15 protein-coding genes are annotated in these 16725 nt (G+C 61.0%); 8 read left to right on the top strand and 7 right to left on the bottom strand.

Annotated features, from left to right (window positions below):
* Nucleotides 1-317: 317 nt before the first annotated feature.
* Nucleotides 318-1805: a methyl-accepting chemotaxis protein gene (locus tag ACXAIC_RS09760; protein ID WP_475176785.1), complete on the top strand. Its 1488-nt coding sequence runs from the start codon at nt 318-320 to the stop codon at nt 1803-1805.
* Between the two features lie 143 nt (nt 1806-1948).
* Nucleotides 1949-3811 (top strand): aminodeoxychorismate synthase component I, encoded by a 1863-nt coding sequence (pabB, locus tag ACXAIC_RS09765; protein WP_475176788.1) that lies wholly within the window; start codon nt 1949-1951, stop codon nt 3809-3811.
* Nucleotides 3812-3837: 26 nt separating this feature from the next.
* On the opposite strand, the gene dmeF is transcribed toward pabB, so the two are convergent.
* The 3 genes from dmeF to pncB form a co-directional block, all read right to left on the bottom strand.
* A complete protein-coding gene (gene dmeF, locus ACXAIC_RS09770; RefSeq protein WP_475176793.1) occupies nt 3838-4824 on the bottom strand; it encodes a CDF family Co(II)/Ni(II) efflux transporter DmeF in 987 nt (328 codons plus the stop codon).
* 29 nt (nt 4825-4853) lie between these two features.
* Nucleotides 4854-5126 (bottom strand): metal/formaldehyde-sensitive transcriptional repressor, encoded by a 273-nt coding sequence (locus ACXAIC_RS09775; RefSeq protein WP_475176797.1) that lies wholly within the window; start codon nt 5124-5126, stop codon nt 4854-4856.
* Nucleotides 5127-5262: 136 nt separating this feature from the next.
* Complete coding sequence (gene pncB / locus ACXAIC_RS09780; protein WP_475176803.1) at nt 5263-6555, bottom strand: nicotinate phosphoribosyltransferase; 1293 nt, start codon at nt 6553-6555, stop codon at nt 5263-5265.
* 434 nt (nt 6556-6989) lie between these two features.
* Between pncB and ACXAIC_RS09785 the strand changes: the two genes are divergently transcribed.
* Genes ACXAIC_RS09785 through ACXAIC_RS09805 form a run of 5 tightly spaced genes read left to right on the top strand, consistent with a single transcriptional unit; the run spans nt 6990 to nt 10653 of the window.
* Nucleotides 6990-7334 carry a copper resistance CopC family protein gene (locus ACXAIC_RS09785; RefSeq protein WP_475176809.1) on the top strand — a complete coding sequence of 115 codons (345 nt, stop codon included), beginning with the start codon at nt 6990-6992 and terminating at the stop codon, nt 7332-7334.
* Nucleotides 7334-8179 (top strand): copper resistance D family protein, encoded by an 846-nt coding sequence (locus ACXAIC_RS09790; RefSeq protein WP_475176815.1) that lies wholly within the window; start codon nt 7334-7336, stop codon nt 8177-8179. Before ACXAIC_RS09785 ends, ACXAIC_RS09790 begins: the two co-directional genes overlap by 1 nt.
* A gap of 8 nt (nt 8180-8187) precedes the next feature.
* On the top strand, nt 8188-9486 hold the full coding sequence (locus ACXAIC_RS09795) for a multicopper oxidase family protein (RefSeq protein ID WP_475176820.1): 1299 nt from the start codon (nt 8188-8190) through the stop codon (nt 9484-9486).
* Between the two features lie 8 nt (nt 9487-9494).
* The gene (locus tag ACXAIC_RS09800; RefSeq protein ID WP_475176826.1) at nt 9495-9638 is read left to right on the top strand and encodes a phenolic acid decarboxylase; all 144 of its coding nucleotides are present in this window, start codon (nt 9495-9497) and stop codon (nt 9636-9638) included.
* A 43-nt stretch (nt 9639-9681) separates the two neighbouring features.
* Nucleotides 9682-10653, top strand: a complete 972-nt coding sequence (locus ACXAIC_RS09805) for an alpha/beta fold hydrolase (protein WP_475176832.1) — start codon at nt 9682-9684, stop codon at nt 10651-10653.
* A gap of 125 nt (nt 10654-10778) precedes the next feature.
* On the opposite strand, the gene ACXAIC_RS09810 is transcribed toward ACXAIC_RS09805, so the two are convergent.
* Nucleotides 10779-11402 (bottom strand): nucleotidyltransferase family protein, encoded by a 624-nt coding sequence (locus tag ACXAIC_RS09810; RefSeq protein ID WP_475176838.1) that lies wholly within the window; start codon nt 11400-11402, stop codon nt 10779-10781.
* Between the two features lie 201 nt (nt 11403-11603).
* Between ACXAIC_RS09810 and ACXAIC_RS09815 the strand changes: the two genes are divergently transcribed.
* A complete protein-coding gene (locus tag ACXAIC_RS09815; RefSeq protein ID WP_475176845.1) occupies nt 11604-11942 on the top strand; it encodes a hypothetical protein in 339 nt (112 codons plus the stop codon).
* A 98-nt stretch (nt 11943-12040) separates the two neighbouring features.
* Here ACXAIC_RS09815 and pheT read toward each other — a convergent pair whose 3' ends face one another.
* The 3 genes from pheT to pheS all read right to left on the bottom strand — a co-directional run bounded on the left by pheT (nt 12041) and on the right by pheS (nt 16283).
* Nucleotides 12041-14458, bottom strand: a complete 2418-nt coding sequence (pheT, locus tag ACXAIC_RS09820) for a phenylalanine--tRNA ligase subunit beta (protein WP_475176850.1) — start codon at nt 14456-14458, stop codon at nt 12041-12043.
* Nucleotides 14459-14520: 62 nt separating this feature from the next.
* The gene (locus ACXAIC_RS09825) at nt 14521-15174 is read right to left on the bottom strand and encodes a phenylalanyl-tRNA synthetase subunit alpha (RefSeq protein ID WP_475176856.1); all 654 of its coding nucleotides are present in this window, start codon (nt 15172-15174) and stop codon (nt 14521-14523) included.
* A 26-nt stretch (nt 15175-15200) separates the two neighbouring features.
* Nucleotides 15201-16283: a phenylalanine--tRNA ligase subunit alpha gene (pheS, locus tag ACXAIC_RS09830; RefSeq protein WP_475176861.1), complete on the bottom strand. Its 1083-nt coding sequence runs from the start codon at nt 16281-16283 to the stop codon at nt 15201-15203.
* Nucleotides 16284-16725: the final 442 nt, after the last annotated feature.

Consider the following 16725-nt stretch of genomic DNA (forward strand, 5'->3'; position numbering starts at 1 on the left):
AGTTCCGCGAAGATCTTCACAGCAGTTTATTTTATCGGATGCTGCTGTCTGATGCTCCTGGCGGAGCTGATTCCGGGAGACGCCGGTCCGGTTGCGGTCGTTGCATTCCCTTGGGGGAAGCCATCTTTTGAAGTCATCGCGCAGGCCGAAGGGGGAATTGTTTTCGTTCAAGACGGTTCATGGATTGCGGTTACCCAGTCGCCGGGCCAGGAGTTTGTTGAGCGTCTTTATGAGGCTGGAGCCGGATTTGTTGCCTCAGCTGCGGTTGCGCGAGCATGTGCGGGGTGGTCCGGTGTGACTTTGGAGAGATCTTTGTGATGAATGCGGAAGCCAACGTTTCGGGGATGGATCAATTCCGGAACCGGTTCGCCAAAATGGTGATCTATTTCACCTGGTTCAATGTTGTTCTGGTCGCAGGGACGGCAGTGTGGGTCGGTCATGTATCTGAGATTGCGGTGATCGGCGGTGCCCTTGTTCTGGGGGCGGCGGCAACGGTTTCCTGGATCAAATACGGTTCCGGGATTGAAACCCGTCTGGCAACCGCGATGTCCCTAGCGGGTCTTGTAGCGCTTTTTGTCGCCGCCTTGGCGGTGCCCGCGGGAGAGCGCTCGTTTCAGCTTGACGGGCATATGTACTTTTTCGCGGTCCTGGCAATCCTCGCCAGCTGGGTCGACTGGCGAGCTCTGGTGGCCTATGCGACAGTGGTTGCGGTGCATCATCTTGCGATGAATTTCATGCTGCCCTGGGCTGTGTTTCCGAATGGGGCCAATTTTGCCAGGGTTGTCTTTCATGCCGTGATTGTCGTGGCTGAAGTAGCGGCTTTGTGGTGGATGACAAACTCCCTGACAGCAGCGTTTGCAGCGTCCGATCAGGCCCGGACCGAGGCGGAAGAGGCCCGGACCGAAGCCATCCGCTTCCAGGAGGAAAATGCGCAGCATGCGGAGCTGGAGCGGACGAAACAAAGTACGGTCAGTGAGCGGATTGCGACGTTCAATGAGGAAATTTCCGCCCGCCTGAACGGGGTTGGCGTAAAGCTTGAGGAAATGCGCGGGTCCGCTCAGCAGCTGGGAAACGTCGCGCAGGAAACGTCCGGGCGGGCAAACTCCGTCTCTGCCGCGTCCGAAACCGCCTCTTCAAATGTGCAGATGGTGGCGACTGCGGCCGAAGAGCTGTCGTCTTCTATCGAAGAAATTTCCAGGCAGGTTGAAAGCACAACGGCCATTGTCATCAAGGCAACGGAAAACGCCCAGACCAGCAATCAGAAAGTTGCCGGACTTGCGGAGGCCGCCAACCGGATCGGCGAAGTGGTCACGCTCATTCAGGCAATCGCTGAGCAAACCAATCTTCTGGCGCTCAATGCCACGATTGAGGCGGCCCGGGCAGGTGAGGCCGGTAAGGGCTTTGCGGTGGTTGCTGCTGAAGTGAAGGAACTGGCGACCCAGACCTCGAAGGCAACGGAAGAAATCGGAGCGCAGATTTCCGCCATCCAGACGGAAACCAAGGGGGCCGTGGAGTCGATTGGCGTGATTGCAGCCACCATGGATGAGGTCAACAGCTACACGGCGGCCATCGCTTCGGCGGTTGACCAGCAGGGCAGTGCCACCCAGGAAATCTCGCGCAATGTGGCCGAAGCGGCCAACGGCACCGGGCACGTGGCGGAGAATATCGACGGCGTACGGGAATCGGTGGAGCAGACGAGCCAGTCAGCGTCCTCCATGGTGGCAGCAACTCAGACGCTGGCAGCCGAAACCAATGAAATGCGCCAGGCCATCGACACTTTCCTGGACGATGTTGCAGCCGCATAGGCAGCATTTTCAAACACTGTGAACGGGGCCGGTTGCAATGCCGGTCCTTTTCCGTTTGAGCCAAGGGCAAAGCTTGACCTTGCGCTTCAGGAATGCCATGAGCCGCCTCTTGCGAGTTCTCTTGAGACGGACCGGCCCGAAAGATGTCTGACCGCGCGCTTGTGCCCGGATCGATCCTGCTTCTGGATCTTTTGAAACAGAAATCCGCGCGCCTGTTTGAGGCTCCGCAGGAGATCATCACCTGTTCCCGCCTGGAAGACGTCCGCGCCTGTTTGAGGCGGCTGGAAGAGGTGCAGGCGGAGGGGCGCCATGCGGCTGGGTATCTGGCCTATGAACTCGGTTTTGCCTTTGAAGAGAAGCTGCGCCGACGGTTCCGGCCCACCGGGGAACCCCTGGCATGGTTTGGTGTCTATGACGCCCCCCGGGAGCTCAGCATCGGGCAAGCCAAAGCGCTGCTGGAGCACAGCGCCGGGCCGGAGCCCGCCAGCGTGAGCCCGCCCCGGTTCGATATGGACCGGGACACCTATGGCCGGGCCTTTGAGCGGGTGCGCCGACACCTGGCCGAGGGCGATATCTATCAGGTCAATCTGACCTTGCGCGCCCGGTTTCAGCATCAGGGCAGCTGTGAGCGGCTGTTTCTGGATCTGATGCGGCGCCAGCCGGTGGAATTCGCGGCTTTGTTGAAAATGGACGACCGGGCCGTGCTTTCCCTGTCGCCGGAACTGTTTTTAGAGCGCCAGGGACGGCGGCTGCGCACCCGGCCCATGAAAGGCACCGCGCCGCGCGGGCGCTTTTCGTCCGAAGACACGCGGATCGCGCAGGAGCTGGCCAGCGACCCGAAGCAGCGGTCTGAAAACACCATGATTGTCGATCTGATGCGCAATGACCTGTCCCGGATTGCCCGGACCGGCAGCGTGCGTGTGACCAGCCTGTGTGCAGTCGAGCGTTACCAGAGCCTTCATCAGATGACTTCGACCGTGGACGCGGACGTGCCTGAAGACGTCGGCTTTGCCAGGATCGTGGAGCAGCTATTCCCCTGCGGCTCGATCACCGGTGCACCGAAACTGAGCGCCATGCAGATTGCCCATGATCTGGAGACCGGCCCACGCGGGGTCTATACCGGCTCTATCGGCGCTTTGGCGCCTGGCGGTGATTTCCGCTTCAATGTGGCCATTCGCACGCTGGTGCTGCGGGAAGATGGCTCCGGAGAGGCGGGGGCCGGCTCCGGTGTGATTTTCGACTCAGGCGCAGGGCCCGAATATGACGAATGTGCGCTCAAGCTGAAATTCTTGAGCGAGGAGGTGCCCGGCTTCGAGCTTCTGGAGACGCTGGCCTATGACCCGCTGGACGGGTATCTGCTTCTGGAGCGGCATATGCAGAGGCTGCAGTCCTCGGCCGCCTATTTCGGGTTTCCGCTGGATCTTGAGGCCGTGCGGTCCAGACTTGTTGCCGAGGCGGCTGGCTTTAAAGGGCCGCGCCGGGTGCGTCTTCTGGTCGGCCGGGAGGGAGAGGTGTCTCTCAGCTCAACGGCATTGGCCAAGGTGGAGCGGGACAGCGTCTTCAATCTGGTTCTGGCGCGGGAAAAGACCATGTCGTCCAACCGCTTCCTGTTCCACAAGACCACCCACCGGGCCTTTTATGACGAGGCGCGCCAGCGCTATCAGGCTGTGACCGGCTGCCAGGAAGTGCTGTTTGAAAATGAAGCTGGCTTTCTGACCGAGGGCAGCTATATGACGCTTTTTGTCAAAAAGGACGGCGTGCTGATGACCCCGGCCCTGCGGCATGGGCTGTTGCCCGGAACGTTACGCGCCGGTCTTCTGGAACGGGGGCTGGCCCGGGAAGCCGATCTGACCCGCTCAGATCTGGAAACGGCAGACGAAATCCTGGTTGGCAATTCGGTCCGTGGCCTTGTGCCCGGGCGCCTGCTGGCGCTGGACACAGAAACGGCCCGCCTGCTTCAACAGGAGCAGGGGAGGGAAGCCGCTGCCCGCCGTCAGGCCGGTTGATGCCAAGGCCGGTCAGATGTTCCGTGTCAACATGCTTTGGCATGGACTTCCACGGTCACGTGGGACAGCTCCGGGATCTTTGAAAGGCGCTGTTTGTAAACGCTTGGCGCCAGCGGCTCCTGCGTCACCAGAGACACGATGGCAGCGCAATGGCCCGGGCCCACGCGCCAGACATGCAGATCGGTGATCTTGGTGCTGCCGGTTCCGATTGTGGTGCGGATCTTGTCTTCCAGATGGGCGTCCGGCACCCGGTCCAGCAACACACCGCCCGTGTCCCGCACCAGTCCCCAAGACCAGCGGGAGATGACCAGAGCCCCGACAACGCCCATGACCGGGTCGGCCCAGGTCCAGCCATAGGCCCGGCCCATCAGCAGGGCGGCAATGGCCAGCACGGAGGTCAGGGCATCCGCCAGAACATGCAGATAGGCGGCCCGCAGGTTGTTGTCCTGCGCGTGGGCAGGGGCATGCTTTTTGTCGTGCCCGTGCCCGTGCCCGTGTTCATGCCCATGCCCGTGGTGATGGCCATGGCCGTGGCCATGTGCATGATGGTGATGGTGATCATCCCGCAGGAGCCAGGCACTGGCCAGATTGACGATCAGGCCGATGCTCGCAACCAGGATCGCCTGATCAAAGCTGATCGGAACCGGGGCGACCAGGCGCATCAGGCTTTCCCAGCCGATGAGCAGTGCGATCAATGCCAGACTGACCGCGCTGGCAAAGCCGGCGAGGTCGCCAAATTTGCCGGTGCCAAAACTGAAGCTGCGGTTGCGCGCATGCAGACGGGCATAGCGGTAGGCCAGAACCGCAATCAGCATGGCCCCGGCATGGGTGGACATGTGCCAGCCATCTGCCACAAGCGCCATGGATCCAAAGACATGGCCAGCGGTGATCTCGACTACCATCATGGTGGCGGTCAGAGCGATCACCAGCCAGACCTTGCGTTCATTCCGGTCCTGATCTGCGCCCCAAAAAACATGCTCATGGGGGCCGGCCGAAGCGTCTTGTTCGCTCACATCAGACCCTTTCACGCGGGCAGATGAGGTCATTTCATGTAGGTGCCGAGGATCTCCAGAATTTCCTCAACACCTTTTTCCCGGTCCGCTTCGCTCGGCGCGCCAAGAACATGGGCGCGCAGGTGGTCCTCCACGACCTCCCGGGTCAGGCCCGTCACTGCGCCGCGCACGGAGGCAAGCTGGCGCATCACCTCGCCGCAAGCAGCCTCGCCTTCCAAAGCGCGTTCAACGCCCTCGATCTGGCCTTTGATACGGCGTATGCGGGCCAAAAGCCGGGTTTTCTCGCGGATGACGTGGGACATGGGGTCTTTCCTCTTTATATAGTATAGAGGGGTATACTATATTGGGCAAGGGAGACTGGAGCCGAATGTCTCCAGAACAGGCCGCATAGGGGCTGCAAAGGGCGCGATTTTTGGGGGTGGACGGAGCGTCTGACCGCTAGACGACGATGTCCCGTCTTTCCTGCTCACCCACCTCAAACACCCGTTTGTAGCGGGCAATCTCGCTGTCCGGCCCCATGGCCTTGTTGGGATTGTCGCTGAGTTTTACGGTCGGATTGCCATTGGCCGAAACCGCTTTGCACACCAGTGAAAACGGGGCCAGCGTGTCGCCGGGAGTCAGGCCGCGGAAATCATTGGTCAACAAGGTGCCCCAGCCGAACGAGGTGCGCACCCGGCCGGAAAACTGCCCGTGCAGATCGATGATCGTCTGGGTGTCCAGCCCGTCGGAAAAGATCACGAGCTTGTCTTTTGGGTTCTCACCGCGCGCCTGCCACCAGTCAATGGCAATTTCGGCCGCCGTGGCCGGATCGCCGGAATCAATGCGGATGCCGGTCCATTTGGCGAGCCAGTCCGGTGCCCGGTCCAAAAACCCCTTGGTGCCATAGGTGTCCGGCAGGATGATGCGCAGATTGCCGTCATGTTCTTCATGCCAGTCGCGCAAAACGTCATAGGGCGCTTCTGCCAGCGCCTCGTCCGTTTCGGCCAGGGCCGAATAGATCATGGGCAACTCATGGGCATTGGTGCCGACGGCCTCCAGATCGCGCTGCATGGCGATGTGGCAATTGGAGGTGCCGCTGAATTTGCTGCCCAGCCCCTCCATCATGGCCTGCACACACCAGTCCTGCCACAGGTAGGAATGGCGCCGCCGCGTGCCGAAATCGGCAATCTTGAGGGTGCTGAGGCTCTGCAGCCTCTCGATCTTCTCCCACAGCTTGGTCATGGCCCGGGCATAGAGCACCTGCAGCTCAAACTTTTTCATGGAATTGAGCACGGCCCGGGACCGCAGCTCCATCAGGATCGCCAGAGCCGGGATTTCCCAAAGCATCACCTCTGGCCAGGAGCCTTCAAAGGTCAGCTCATACTGACCGTCCCGCTTGTCCAGCTGATAGGGCGGCAGGGTCAGGTTCTCGAACCATTCCATGAAATCGGAGCGGAACATCTGGCGCTTGCCGTAAAACATGTTGCCGCGCATCCAGGTGCTTTCGCCCCGGGTCAGGGACAGGGAGCGCACATGGTCCAGCTGCTCGCGCAACTCCCCCTCATCGACCATTTCGGCCAGGCGGATCTTGGTGGAGCGGTTGATCAGCGAAAAGCGGACGATGGTGTCCGGCTTGTTGCGGAACACGGACTGGCACATGAGAAGCTTGTAAAAATCCGTGTCGATCAGCGACCGGACAATCGGGTCGATCTTCCATTTGTGATTGTGGACTCGGGTGGCAATGTCGACCATGGAACTGCGTTTCTTTGTCTAACTGTCTGATGCCGCGTGGACGGGGAGAGGGCTTGGTATAAACCCAGCAAACGGGAAGGTCCAATGTCTTTGCAGTTGGATGAAATCGTCTGATGGTGTCAGGGCATCCGGAATCCTGTCTTGCAAGGCCAGGTTTTTTGCGGTGGACAGGAAGTCACCGCCACCCTTTTGCGCCGTTGGTGCGGCAGGCGTTGATGGCCGCTCAGGACGGGCCGGAGCAACATTCATTTGTGCTCCACCCTCTTGACCTTCCAGCAACTGGAAAGACTAGCTTTTCCGTCAACGTCCGGCAGAGTTCCCAGGCGCGCTGGCCAAACCGGAAACGCTCCGCAGGGTTTCTTGCAAGCAGACCTGCCACCAGGCGGGGATTTTCTGGCGTAGAATGATCGCCCAAATGGGCATGGGAGGACAGAATGAAACGGGTTTTGGCTGCTGCCTTGATATTGTTTTTTGCGACGCCGGTTGCAGCGCATTCTCCGCTGGAGGCCACGGTTCCGGCCCATGGCGCGGTTGTGACAGACGTGCCTGCTGAGATCGCGATGGAGTTCAAGGGCGCGATCCGGCTCACCCGCGTGACCCTCACCCATGCGGGAAAAGACAGTAGGGACCTTGATCTGGATGGGGGCTCAGGGTTTGTACCGCGCTATGCCCTTCCGCTGCCTGCCCTTGGGGCGGGGCTCTATCAGATCGAGTGGCGTGGTCTCGGCAGCGATGGTCACGCCATGAACGGAACGTTCAGCTTCACGGTCGGTGACTGATGCCGGATGTGTGGGGTTTTGCGGCGGCCGTGGCCAAGTTCGGCCTATATCTCGGGATCCTCGCATCGGCCGGGACTGTCTTTGCAGGCCTGCTCTTTCATCTGGCCCGGATCCGCCGGGCCGCATTTTCCTTTGGCCTTTTGGGCCTTGCCGGTGCTGCCGCTGGTTTTCTCCTGCAAGGGGCCGCGCTCACGGGGGAGGCGAGCGGCATGACAGATCCTGAGATGCTTGGGCTTTTATGGGCAACACATGTGGGCACCGCGTTGAGCCTGCGCATGGCGGGTTTGGCCCTCTTGCTCGGTGGCCTGGCGTTTGGCCGGGTGGGGCTTTGGGTCTCAGCGGCCGGGGGCATGCTGGCGCTTTTCTCCTTCGCCGTCACCGGACATGTTCCGGATCACGACACGCCCTGGCTGAATGCGCTTCTCGTGTTTCATCTGGGAGCGGTCGCGCTCTGGATCGGCATCCTGACGCCGCTGAAACGCCTGGCGTCCTCCAGCAGGCTGCAGGAAGCCGCTGCGCTTGGTCATCGGTTTGGCCGGGCCGCGGCTGTCTTTGTCCCGCTGCTCATTCTGGCGGGGCTGGTGATGGGGACCGCGCTGACCGGTTCACTGACCACGCTTGTTGTGACAGGCTATGGTCAGGCGCTTCTGCTGAAAAGTCTTTTGGTGGCTGGTCTTTTGGGGCTCGCGGCGATGAACAAGTTCCGGTTTGTCCCTCGGCTGGCCGCCCGCGATAGCCGTGCCGCTGTGGAACTCTCCAGATCGATCTCGCTGGAATGGGGCCTCGTGCTTGCAATCTTGCTGACAACAGCCTGTCTCACATCTGTTTTGACTTTGCCGTCATGAGGAAAGCCATGAACCGCCGACAGTTTCTCGCCAGCTCTGCCGCTTTGGGGCTCCTGCCCCTGGAGGGCTGGGCGGCTACCCCTGCACACCGCCTCAAAGCGGAACAGGTCACAGCGCAGATCCTGCCGAATGGAGAAGGCGTCACACGGATGCTTGGTTTCAACGGGTCCATGCCGGGCCCCGAACTGCGCCTGCGACGGGGTGTGCAAGCGGTCATCGAGGTCGAGAACGCCCTGGACCGGGGAACCGCCGTTCATTGGCACGGGATCCGGCTGGACAACAGCATGGACGGTGTGCCCGGGCTGACCCAAACCGTGATTGCACCAGGCAGCACGAGGACCTACAGCTTCGTGCCGCCAGATGCGGGGACCTTCTGGTACCACTCGCATCACACCTCGCATGAGCAGGTGGCCCGGGGCATGGTTGGCCCTTTGATCATCGAAGACGATGACGCAATTGATGTGGACCACGATGTCACTGCGCTCGTTTCAGACTGGCGGATGGAGCGGGATGGCACGCTGACCGGCGACTATACCAACCCCCACAGTGTCTCCCATGCCGGGCTGTTGGGCAGCTTTGCGCGGGCGTTCTTGTCCCGTGACACGGTCCAGTTGGGGGACCGGATCAGGTTGCGGGTCATCAACGCCGCAGCCAACCGCATTTTTCCAATTGCCGTTTCAGGGGCTGAAGGCAAGCTGATCGCGCTTGACGGGATGGCTGTCTCCGGACCGCGTCCGTTTCAGACACTCATGCTGGCCCCTGCGCAAAGGGCTGATCTTGTTCTGGATGTTAAAGGCCCTGTTCGTCTCGACATGATGAGCCGGCAGGGCCCTTACGAGCTCGGGTCCATCGCGGTTCGCGGGACCAGGGAAACCCGCCGGCGGGAGGCGGTTCCGGCCTTGCCTGCGCCGGCTATTCCGCCAGTCACAAAACCGGACCGCACGCTCACCCTTCACATGATGGGGGGCGCCATGGGCGGGCTGCATGGCGGCGCGGATGTCTGGGCGTTCAATGACCTCTCCGGGATGCAAGACCGTCCGTTTGCATCCTTCCAAAACGGCGAAACCGCCAGAATCATATTGGTGAATGACACGTCTTTCCCGCATGGCATGCATCTTCATGGTCACCACTTCTTTGAAGCAAATGAAGATGGCAGCTTGGGGGATTTGCGGGACACCACCCTCGTCTTTCCACGGCAAAGCCGGGAGATCCTGTGCAGGTTCGACAATCCCGGCAAATGGATGCTGCACTGCCATATGCTCAGTCACGCGTTTGGGGGCATGCGCACCTGGGTGGAGGTCACATAGCAGGCACATTGGTTTTCCCAACCTGTCTGAAGCTGGAGATTGATGAATTCGCAACCCTGAGCTTCGTCGAAACCTGTCGTACCGGCGACGAAACTGTGATCAACTGCGTGCCGGAGGACCTGCCACTGGGCTATGCGGCCCGCAAAAACTGAAAGTCTCAGGGTCATTTAGCTGAAACAACCCTATGGAGCACATATGAGAACGCCCATTCTAGCGGTCTTGCTAAGCTTTTTCACAATGGCGGGGCAGGCCTTCGCACAGACCGAAGCCAAGGCGATTGCTTATGGCGATAAGCCGCGCAACACGCTCGACCTCTACATGCCTGACGGCGTAAAAAATCCGCCTTTGCTGATTTTCATCCATGGCGGGCGTTGGTTTCGCAACGACAGGACGCAGGTTTCGCTTTACGGCCGCGTTGAAGCTCTTTTGCAAGCTGGCATTGCCATTGCCTCGCTCGATTACACTTATTCGACCGATGAGATTTGGCCGGCCCAGATCAATGATGTTGAAAAAGCCTTGGCATTCCTGCGCGAAAATGCGGATCAGTATGGCTACGACGGGCAAAAAATTGCTGTTTGGGGACAGTCTTCGGGCGCACATCTGGCGTTATGGGTGGGGGCTTTATCTGCCAAAGATCCCGAAACGATGCTTGATGCGGTTGTGTCGTGGTATGCGCCTTCCAGTCTTTATGATCTGGCCGGAGATCATGCCGCTGACGGACTGTCTGATACTCCGGTCCAACACCAAAGCGAGCGCCAAGTTTCGGGCAGCCGCGGCAATGACACACTTTCCGTCAGTCCGGAGGGGAGCCGCCAGAACAGTGCGGCGCACAGTCCAGACATGTTGCCCGAGAGTATTCTCATCGGCAAGGACGTGTCCGCGCACAAGGCCGCTGCCGATGCCGCAAGTCCTGAGATCTATATCGCCAATCTGCCAAAGGGGCAGAAGCTTCCCAACTTTTTGCTGATGACGGGAACAATGGACAAGGTGGTCTCTCCGCGGCAGACAAAACGGCTCTTCGATACCTTGAAAAAACAGGGCGGCGCGGAACAAGTCGAGCTCGTTTGGGTTGAGGGCGCCGGCCATGGCGGCGATCTGTTCACACCGCATGTTCCGCAGGTTGTCGATTTCCTGATGCGGCAGTTCACCAGAAAGGCTGACCACTGAGAGGTCAAAGCGGCCCGGTTTGCAAACCGGCCTTTCGGGTGATGGAAAGCAGCCCATCGCCAGCGTTGCGCCACTTGCCCGATGAACCGCTCACGCAGACGCAGCGGTGGCCCGCTCGCGTTCATTCACTCCCACGGTTCCACCGTCAGTTCCGGCCAGAGGGCCTTCATGCGCGCGGCTTTTTCCGTGTAGGTCTCCTCGTTCGGCTGCCCGTGATTTGGCACAAGCCGCAGCCCAAAAAGATTGGCGAGGCCGAAGGGGGCGTGGAGGTGGAGCCTGTCTGAGCTGTCCATCTGCGCTGCCACCGCATGGGTTCTGGCGGCATAGGTGGTCAGGGCGTCCATGGAACAGTCAAGCGGTCTGTAGGGGCGGCCAAAGCGCTTCTCATACCACAGGTGCACGCGTGCCTGATTGCGCACTTCCAGAAGATCGGCCAGGTCGGGAAGTGCCGCATTCACTTGCTTGATCACCGCGTCCTCAGCCTCATAGGACAGGTCGGTGCCGTCAAAATAGATCAGGTCGAAATCCTTGATGCCATGGAACAGCGGACGTTCGGTAATGACATTCCAGACAGTCTGATAGATCCCGCCGGAAACCAGCCAGGCATCGGGCAGTGCAAGGTCGCGCAGGGTGCGCAGCATTTGAAGAATGTGCGGCGCCTGAAGGAGGATCTCCTTCAGATGATGCAGGCGGTCCTCTTCGGCGGCGCCGTAAGGGGTGCCCAATCGGTCTAGCAGGGCGCGGTCCATGGGAGAGGTCAAAAGTCCCGAGGGAAGGAGGGAGAGCGGTCTTGACCAGCCTAGCCGATTCTCGGCGGAGCTCCATCCCGGATTTTGGGGGCGTGCCCCGGCAGGAGAAAATTGTGGCGTGTCCACACGTGCCTGGCTGCTTGACACTGCGGCAGTCGGTGCCATGTTCACGGCAAGGTTGATTAATCCAGGATCGGTTTCATGACCCGTTTTTCAAAGACATGTGCGGCCCTTGCAGCACCGGCGGTGGCCGGAGCCCTTGGGGCGGGGCTTTTCCTTCTGGCGGTTCAGCCCTCCGAGGCCCAGTCCCGGCGGCCCGACACCCGTGCCATGACCTGCGCCCAGGTGCAGGCGATGATCGAGCAGAGGGGTGCCGTGCTTTTGAGCACTGGTGAGTATACATTCGACCGCTACGTGGCCAACCGCAGTTTCTGCCCCCATGGGGAGGTGGCGGGCAACAACTGGGTGCCGACCAAGGACAAAAGGCGCTGTCTGGCTCGCTCCTGCGTTAATCCGCGAGCTTTCAAATTCAACGACTGATGGGCCCGGACTGGAAAAATAGAAAAACCGGCCCCTAGGCCCCGCTCCGGAGAGCTGAGCCACGGGGCCGGTCCCAGGCAAAACAGGCGGCGGGAGACTTATCCTCTCAGCGTGCCGCCGGTGGCTTTTTCCACATTGGCGATGATCTTTTTCGACACAGCGTCGATATCCTCATCGGTCAGGGTTTTCTGGCGCGGCTGCAAAAGCACGTCGATGGCGACCGACTTCTGATCATCCGCGACCCCCTGGCCTTCATAAATGTCGAACAGGGTGACATCGGCGATCAGGGTTTTCTCCGCCCCGCGGGCAGCCTTCAGAAGTGTTTCGGCCTTCACATCCTTGCCCACCAGGAAGGCGAAGTCACGCCGCACCGGCATCAGCTGACTTGCATCCAGCGAGCCCTTGGAGCGGCCCCCTTTGGACTTCGGCTGGGGCAGGGCGTCCAAATAAATCTCGAACGCCACCAGCGGGCCTTCCAGGTCCAGCGCGGCCAGCGTTCGCGGATGCACTTCCCCGAAAACGGCCAGGGTGTTTTTCGGGCCGAGCTTCAAACAGCCCGAACGGCCGGGATGGAACGTGGCTGGCGCGTCTGCAACGACCTGCAGTTTTTCAACCGGAGCCCCAATGGCTGCAAGAGCGGCTTCCGCATCTGCCTTTGCGTCATAAACATCAACCGCCGCAGAGGTGCCGGACCAGTGGCGGCCGCCCCCGTGGAGTCTGGCCGTGCCCCGGCGCACACCGCCGGCGGCCATCTTCTGGCCCTCCGGCGCATCGCTTTCAAAGATCTGGCCGATTTCGAACAGGGCCACATCGCCAAAGCCCCGGTCTGCATTGCGCTGGGCGGCGGTCAGAAGACCGGGCAGCAGGCTCGGGCGCATGTCGGACATTTCGCTCGAAATCGGATTGGCAAGCGCAAGCGCCGCACTGCCGCCCCCGAACAGCTCCGCCTGAGTGCGGCCGATGAAGGACCAGGTGACCGCCTCGTTGAAGCCCCGGGCGGCCAGTGCCCGCCGGGCCTTGTTCCGGCGGATCTGTCCCGGTGTCAGAACCTTGCGGCCAACGGTGCCAAGGCGCGGCAGGGGCGTCAGCGGCACCCGGTCGAGACCGATGATGCGTACCACTTCTTCCACGAGATCCGCCTTGCCTTCAATATCCGGGCGCCAACTGGGAGCGGCCACCTTGACCGTGTCCCCGGAGCCGGAAATCCAGAAGCCGAGCGCCTTCAGGGTCAGGTTGGCTTCGGCCTGGGACACCTCGACACCCGAAAGGCGCTTGATTTCAGCATAGGGAAAATCGATGATGGTGTTGCTCTCCGGAACGGACCCGGCCTGAAGGGGCTCGGACGGCTCACCGCCGCACAGGTCCAGCACCATCTGGGTGGCATAATCGAGGCCAGGCATCATGTAATCCGGATCAACCCCGCGCTCGAACCGGTAGCGGGCATCCGTATTGACACCCAGCTTGCGGCCGGTCGCGGCAATATCGTCTTCGTCCCAAAGGGCGGATTCGATCAGCACATTGACGGTCTCGTTGGTACAGCCGGAGGGCTCGCCGCCCAGAATGCCGCCCAGGCTTTCCACGCCGTTGTCATCGGCAATGACGCAGACCGTATCGTCAATCTCATAGGTCTTGCCGTTCAGCCCGTCGATCTTCTCGCCGTCCTTGCCCCGGCGCACCACCAGATGTCCGTGCACCTTGTCCGCGTCGAAAACGTGGAGCGGACGGCCCTGGTCGAAGGTGATGTAGTTGGTCATGTCGACCAGCGCATTGATCGGACGCAGGCCGATGGCCGTCAGCCGGTCCTGAAGCCATTTTGGCGACGGGCCGTTTTTCACCCCCTTGACCAGGCGCAGGCCGAACGCCTTGCACATGGGCTTGGTGGCGCCGAAATCCAGCGTCACCCCAACCGGGCAGGGGTAGCTGCCCCGGATCTGGCCGTGAGAGCGCTCTTTGAGCTTGCCGAGCCCGGCTGCGGCTAGGTCCCGGGCAATGCCGTAAACGCCGGTGCAGTCCGGACGGTTGGGGGTTAGGCCGATTTCTATCACCGGCTCGTCGAGCCCGGCCCATTCCGCATAGGCCATGCCAACGGGGGCATCGGCGGGCAGGTCGATAATGCCGTCATGTTCTTCGGAGAGTTCCAGCTCCCGCTCCGAGCACATCATGCCGAAGCTGTCCACGTCCCGGATCTTGCCAACGGACAGGGTGATGTCGAGGCCGGGCACATAGTCGCCCGGCTTGCCCAGAACCCCGACAAGCCCGGCGCGGGCATTGGGGGCGCCGCAGACGATCTGCACCGGCTCGCCTGCGCCCGTATCGACTTTCAGGACCCGCAGGCGGTCCGCATTTGGGTGCTGCTCGGCTTCCAGAACCTTGGCAATGCGGAACGGCTTCAGCCGGTCGGCGCGGTTGGTGACCTCTTCGACTTCCAGCCCGATCAGAGTGAGACGCTCAACGATCTCTTCCAGGGGGGCGTCGGTTTCCAGGTGCTCCTTGAGCCAGGAAAGGGTGAATTTCATGTGCTTTACTCTTTATCGCTTGGGCGGCCATGCCTGGGCCGCAAATCGGGTCAAATCCTGGGTCAGTTGCCGAGGCGGCCGACTTCGGGCACCACCGTGGCATTGCCATAGCTTTCGGCGAAGCGGCGGCCGATATCGGCGAACTCGCCGGACCATTCGCGCACCATGTCCGGCGTGATCTGCTGGTTCGTCGCAATAACCTGGGCCGCTTCGGCCTCAATCCGGTCGCGCAGGATGCCCAGCTCCACCTGGGCGGCATATTCCGCCCGGTACTTGCCGAGCCAGCCCAGAGCCACAATGACCACCATGACCAGAAGGGCTGCGGTGCTGGTCAGCCCCGCCCACTTGGCCGTGCCGCCAATGCGCCGGTCGCTGGCGATCAGCACCATGGAGGCAATGGTCAGGAAGGCCACGATGTAGATCGCCTGGAGAAAGCTCTGGTATTTCTCCGCAGAGCTGGCCTCGTGATTGGCGCGCAGCGTCGTGATCCGGTCCCTGAGATAGAGCAGGGCGTCGGCTTCCGTGCCCAGCTTGTCGCGGAAATACGTGTCGCAAAACCGCAACCTACCCCGGTTCTCGATCTTCTCGGCACAGGCCTCCAGAAACGAGGTCGGCGTTGCAACACGCTCTTGCTTGTTGTCTGTCTGCGCTGTTGCCGGAAGCGTTGCGGCCATCAACAGCGCAGCGATGAGGTAAATGCGGGTCAGCAAGGACATGGACAATCGCCCCAGGGTTCAGGTGATCAGGTGGACAAGCCGCCGAACAGGGTCGGCAGGTCGAGGGGGCGGAAGCCGTAATGCTGGATCCAGCGCAGATCCGCATCAAAGAAAGCGCGCAGGTCCGGCATGCCGTATTTCAGCATGGCGATCCGGTCGATCCCCATGCCCCAGGCGAACCCCTGATAGACATCCGGATCGAGGCCGCAATTGCGGATCACATTGGGGTGCACCATGCCGCAGCCCAGGATTTCCAGCCAGTCTTCCCCCTGGCCGATCTTCACTTCTCCGCCGGAGCGATCGCACTGAATGTCGAGTTCCATGGACGGCTCTGTGAAGGGGAAGAAGCTCGGACGGAAGCGCATCTTGATGTCATCGACTTCAAAGAAGCTCTTGCAGAATTCCTGCAGCACCCATTTCAGATGGCCGAAATGGCTTTCCTTGTCGATGACGAGGCCTTCCACCTGGTGGAACATGGGCGTGTGGGTCTGGTCGCTGTCGCAGCGATAGGTCCGTCCCGGAATGATCACCCGGATAGGCGGTTCCTGGGTGCGCATGGTGCGGATCTGCACAGGAGACGTATGCGTGCGCAGCAACAGCCGCTCGCCGTCTTCCTTTTCGTTGAAAAAGAAGGTGTCGTGCATTTCGCGCGCCGGATGGCCTTCCGGAAAATTCAGCGCCGTGAAATTCAGCTCATCGGTTTCGATATCGGGACCTTCGGCAATGGAAAAGCCCATATCCGCAAAAATTGCCGTCAGTTCATCGATCACTTGGCTGACCGGGTGAATGCGGCCGGTTTCCGCAGGCGCGGGGCGCAGCGGCAGGGTGACATCCACGGTCTCACTGGCAAGCCGTGCTTCCAGCGCGGCTGCGGCCAGAACGTCCTTGCGGGTGTTGAGCGCCTCGGTGATCCGGGCCTTCAGGCCGTTCAGGGCCGGCCCCATCACCTGGCGTTCCTCCGGGGTCATCTTGCCGAGGGTCTTCATCTGCTCGGAGATCTTGCCTTTCTTGCCAAGGGCGTTGATCCGCAGCTCTTCCAGGGCGGCTTCGGTCTCAGCGCCATCAATGGCCGCAAGAAGATCGGTTTCTAAGGTATCGAGATTGGACATGCGTGCTCGGTTGTCGGTGCCGCGTATCGGGCGCGGGCTGTGTTCGAAACGGAAAGTCGGGGTCTTTTAGCGAATATTCACGCGGAAGGCCACGGCCTCAACGCATTATTGCGTGAGCCCCGGATGACGGAAAAAGGCGCTTGATTTCAAAGACTGCGGACCAGGCGCCTCAGCGCGTAAATCGTCCGCAGGCCGGACCTTGACGCTCCGGCGCGCGCAAATAGACCCCGCATGTCCGCCCGGTCGGGGCAGCACGGTCCAGAACACAACAAGGGGCAGCGCAATTCATCATGGCGGCACTCTACCCAAAGGCGTGAGAAAGACAAGGGGGAAGCGGCAGGAGAGGTCCGGCCCGTTCCTCCTCCGGTCTTTTGAAACCAGGACGTTTGCCCGCACATTCCTTGCATTCTCGCGCCATCCTGGCCAAGAGCCGGAACCTCAT

The organism is Roseibium sp. AWQ4_254 (genome assembly GCF_056161025.1).

Excerpts from the sequence above, each read along its gene's own strand:
- ACXAIC_RS09790 (WP_475176815.1), top strand. The coding sequence starts at position 7,334 with ATGCCGGATGTGTGGGGTTTTGCGGCGGCCGTGGCCAAGTTCGGCCTA.
- ACXAIC_RS09810 (WP_475176838.1), bottom strand. The coding sequence starts at position 11,402 with ATGGACCGCGCCCTGCTAGACCGATTGGGCACCCCTTACGGCGCCGCC.
- ACXAIC_RS09760 (WP_475176785.1), top strand. The coding sequence starts at position 318 with ATGAATGCGGAAGCCAACGTTTCGGGGATGGATCAATTCCGGAACCGG.
- ACXAIC_RS09775 (WP_475176797.1), bottom strand. The coding sequence starts at position 5,126 with ATGTCCCACGTCATCCGCGAGAAAACCCGGCTTTTGGCCCGCATACGC.
- pncB (WP_475176803.1), bottom strand. The coding sequence starts at position 6,555 with ATGGTCGACATTGCCACCCGAGTCCACAATCACAAATGGAAGATCGAC.
- ACXAIC_RS09795 (WP_475176820.1), top strand. The coding sequence starts at position 8,188 with ATGAACCGCCGACAGTTTCTCGCCAGCTCTGCCGCTTTGGGGCTCCTG.
- pabB (WP_475176788.1), top strand. The coding sequence starts at position 1,949 with ATGTCTGACCGCGCGCTTGTGCCCGGATCGATCCTGCTTCTGGATCTT.
- ACXAIC_RS09825 (WP_475176856.1), bottom strand. The coding sequence starts at position 15,174 with ATGTCCTTGCTGACCCGCATTTACCTCATCGCTGCGCTGTTGATGGCC.
- pheS (WP_475176861.1), bottom strand. The coding sequence starts at position 16,283 with ATGTCCAATCTCGATACCTTAGAAACCGATCTTCTTGCGGCCATTGAT.
- ACXAIC_RS09785 (WP_475176809.1), top strand. The coding sequence starts at position 6,990 with ATGAAACGGGTTTTGGCTGCTGCCTTGATATTGTTTTTTGCGACGCCG.
- ACXAIC_RS09815 (WP_475176845.1), top strand. The coding sequence starts at position 11,604 with ATGACCCGTTTTTCAAAGACATGTGCGGCCCTTGCAGCACCGGCGGTG.
- pheT (WP_475176850.1), bottom strand. The coding sequence starts at position 14,458 with ATGAAATTCACCCTTTCCTGGCTCAAGGAGCACCTGGAAACCGACGCC.
- ACXAIC_RS09805 (WP_475176832.1), top strand. The coding sequence starts at position 9,682 with ATGAGAACGCCCATTCTAGCGGTCTTGCTAAGCTTTTTCACAATGGCG.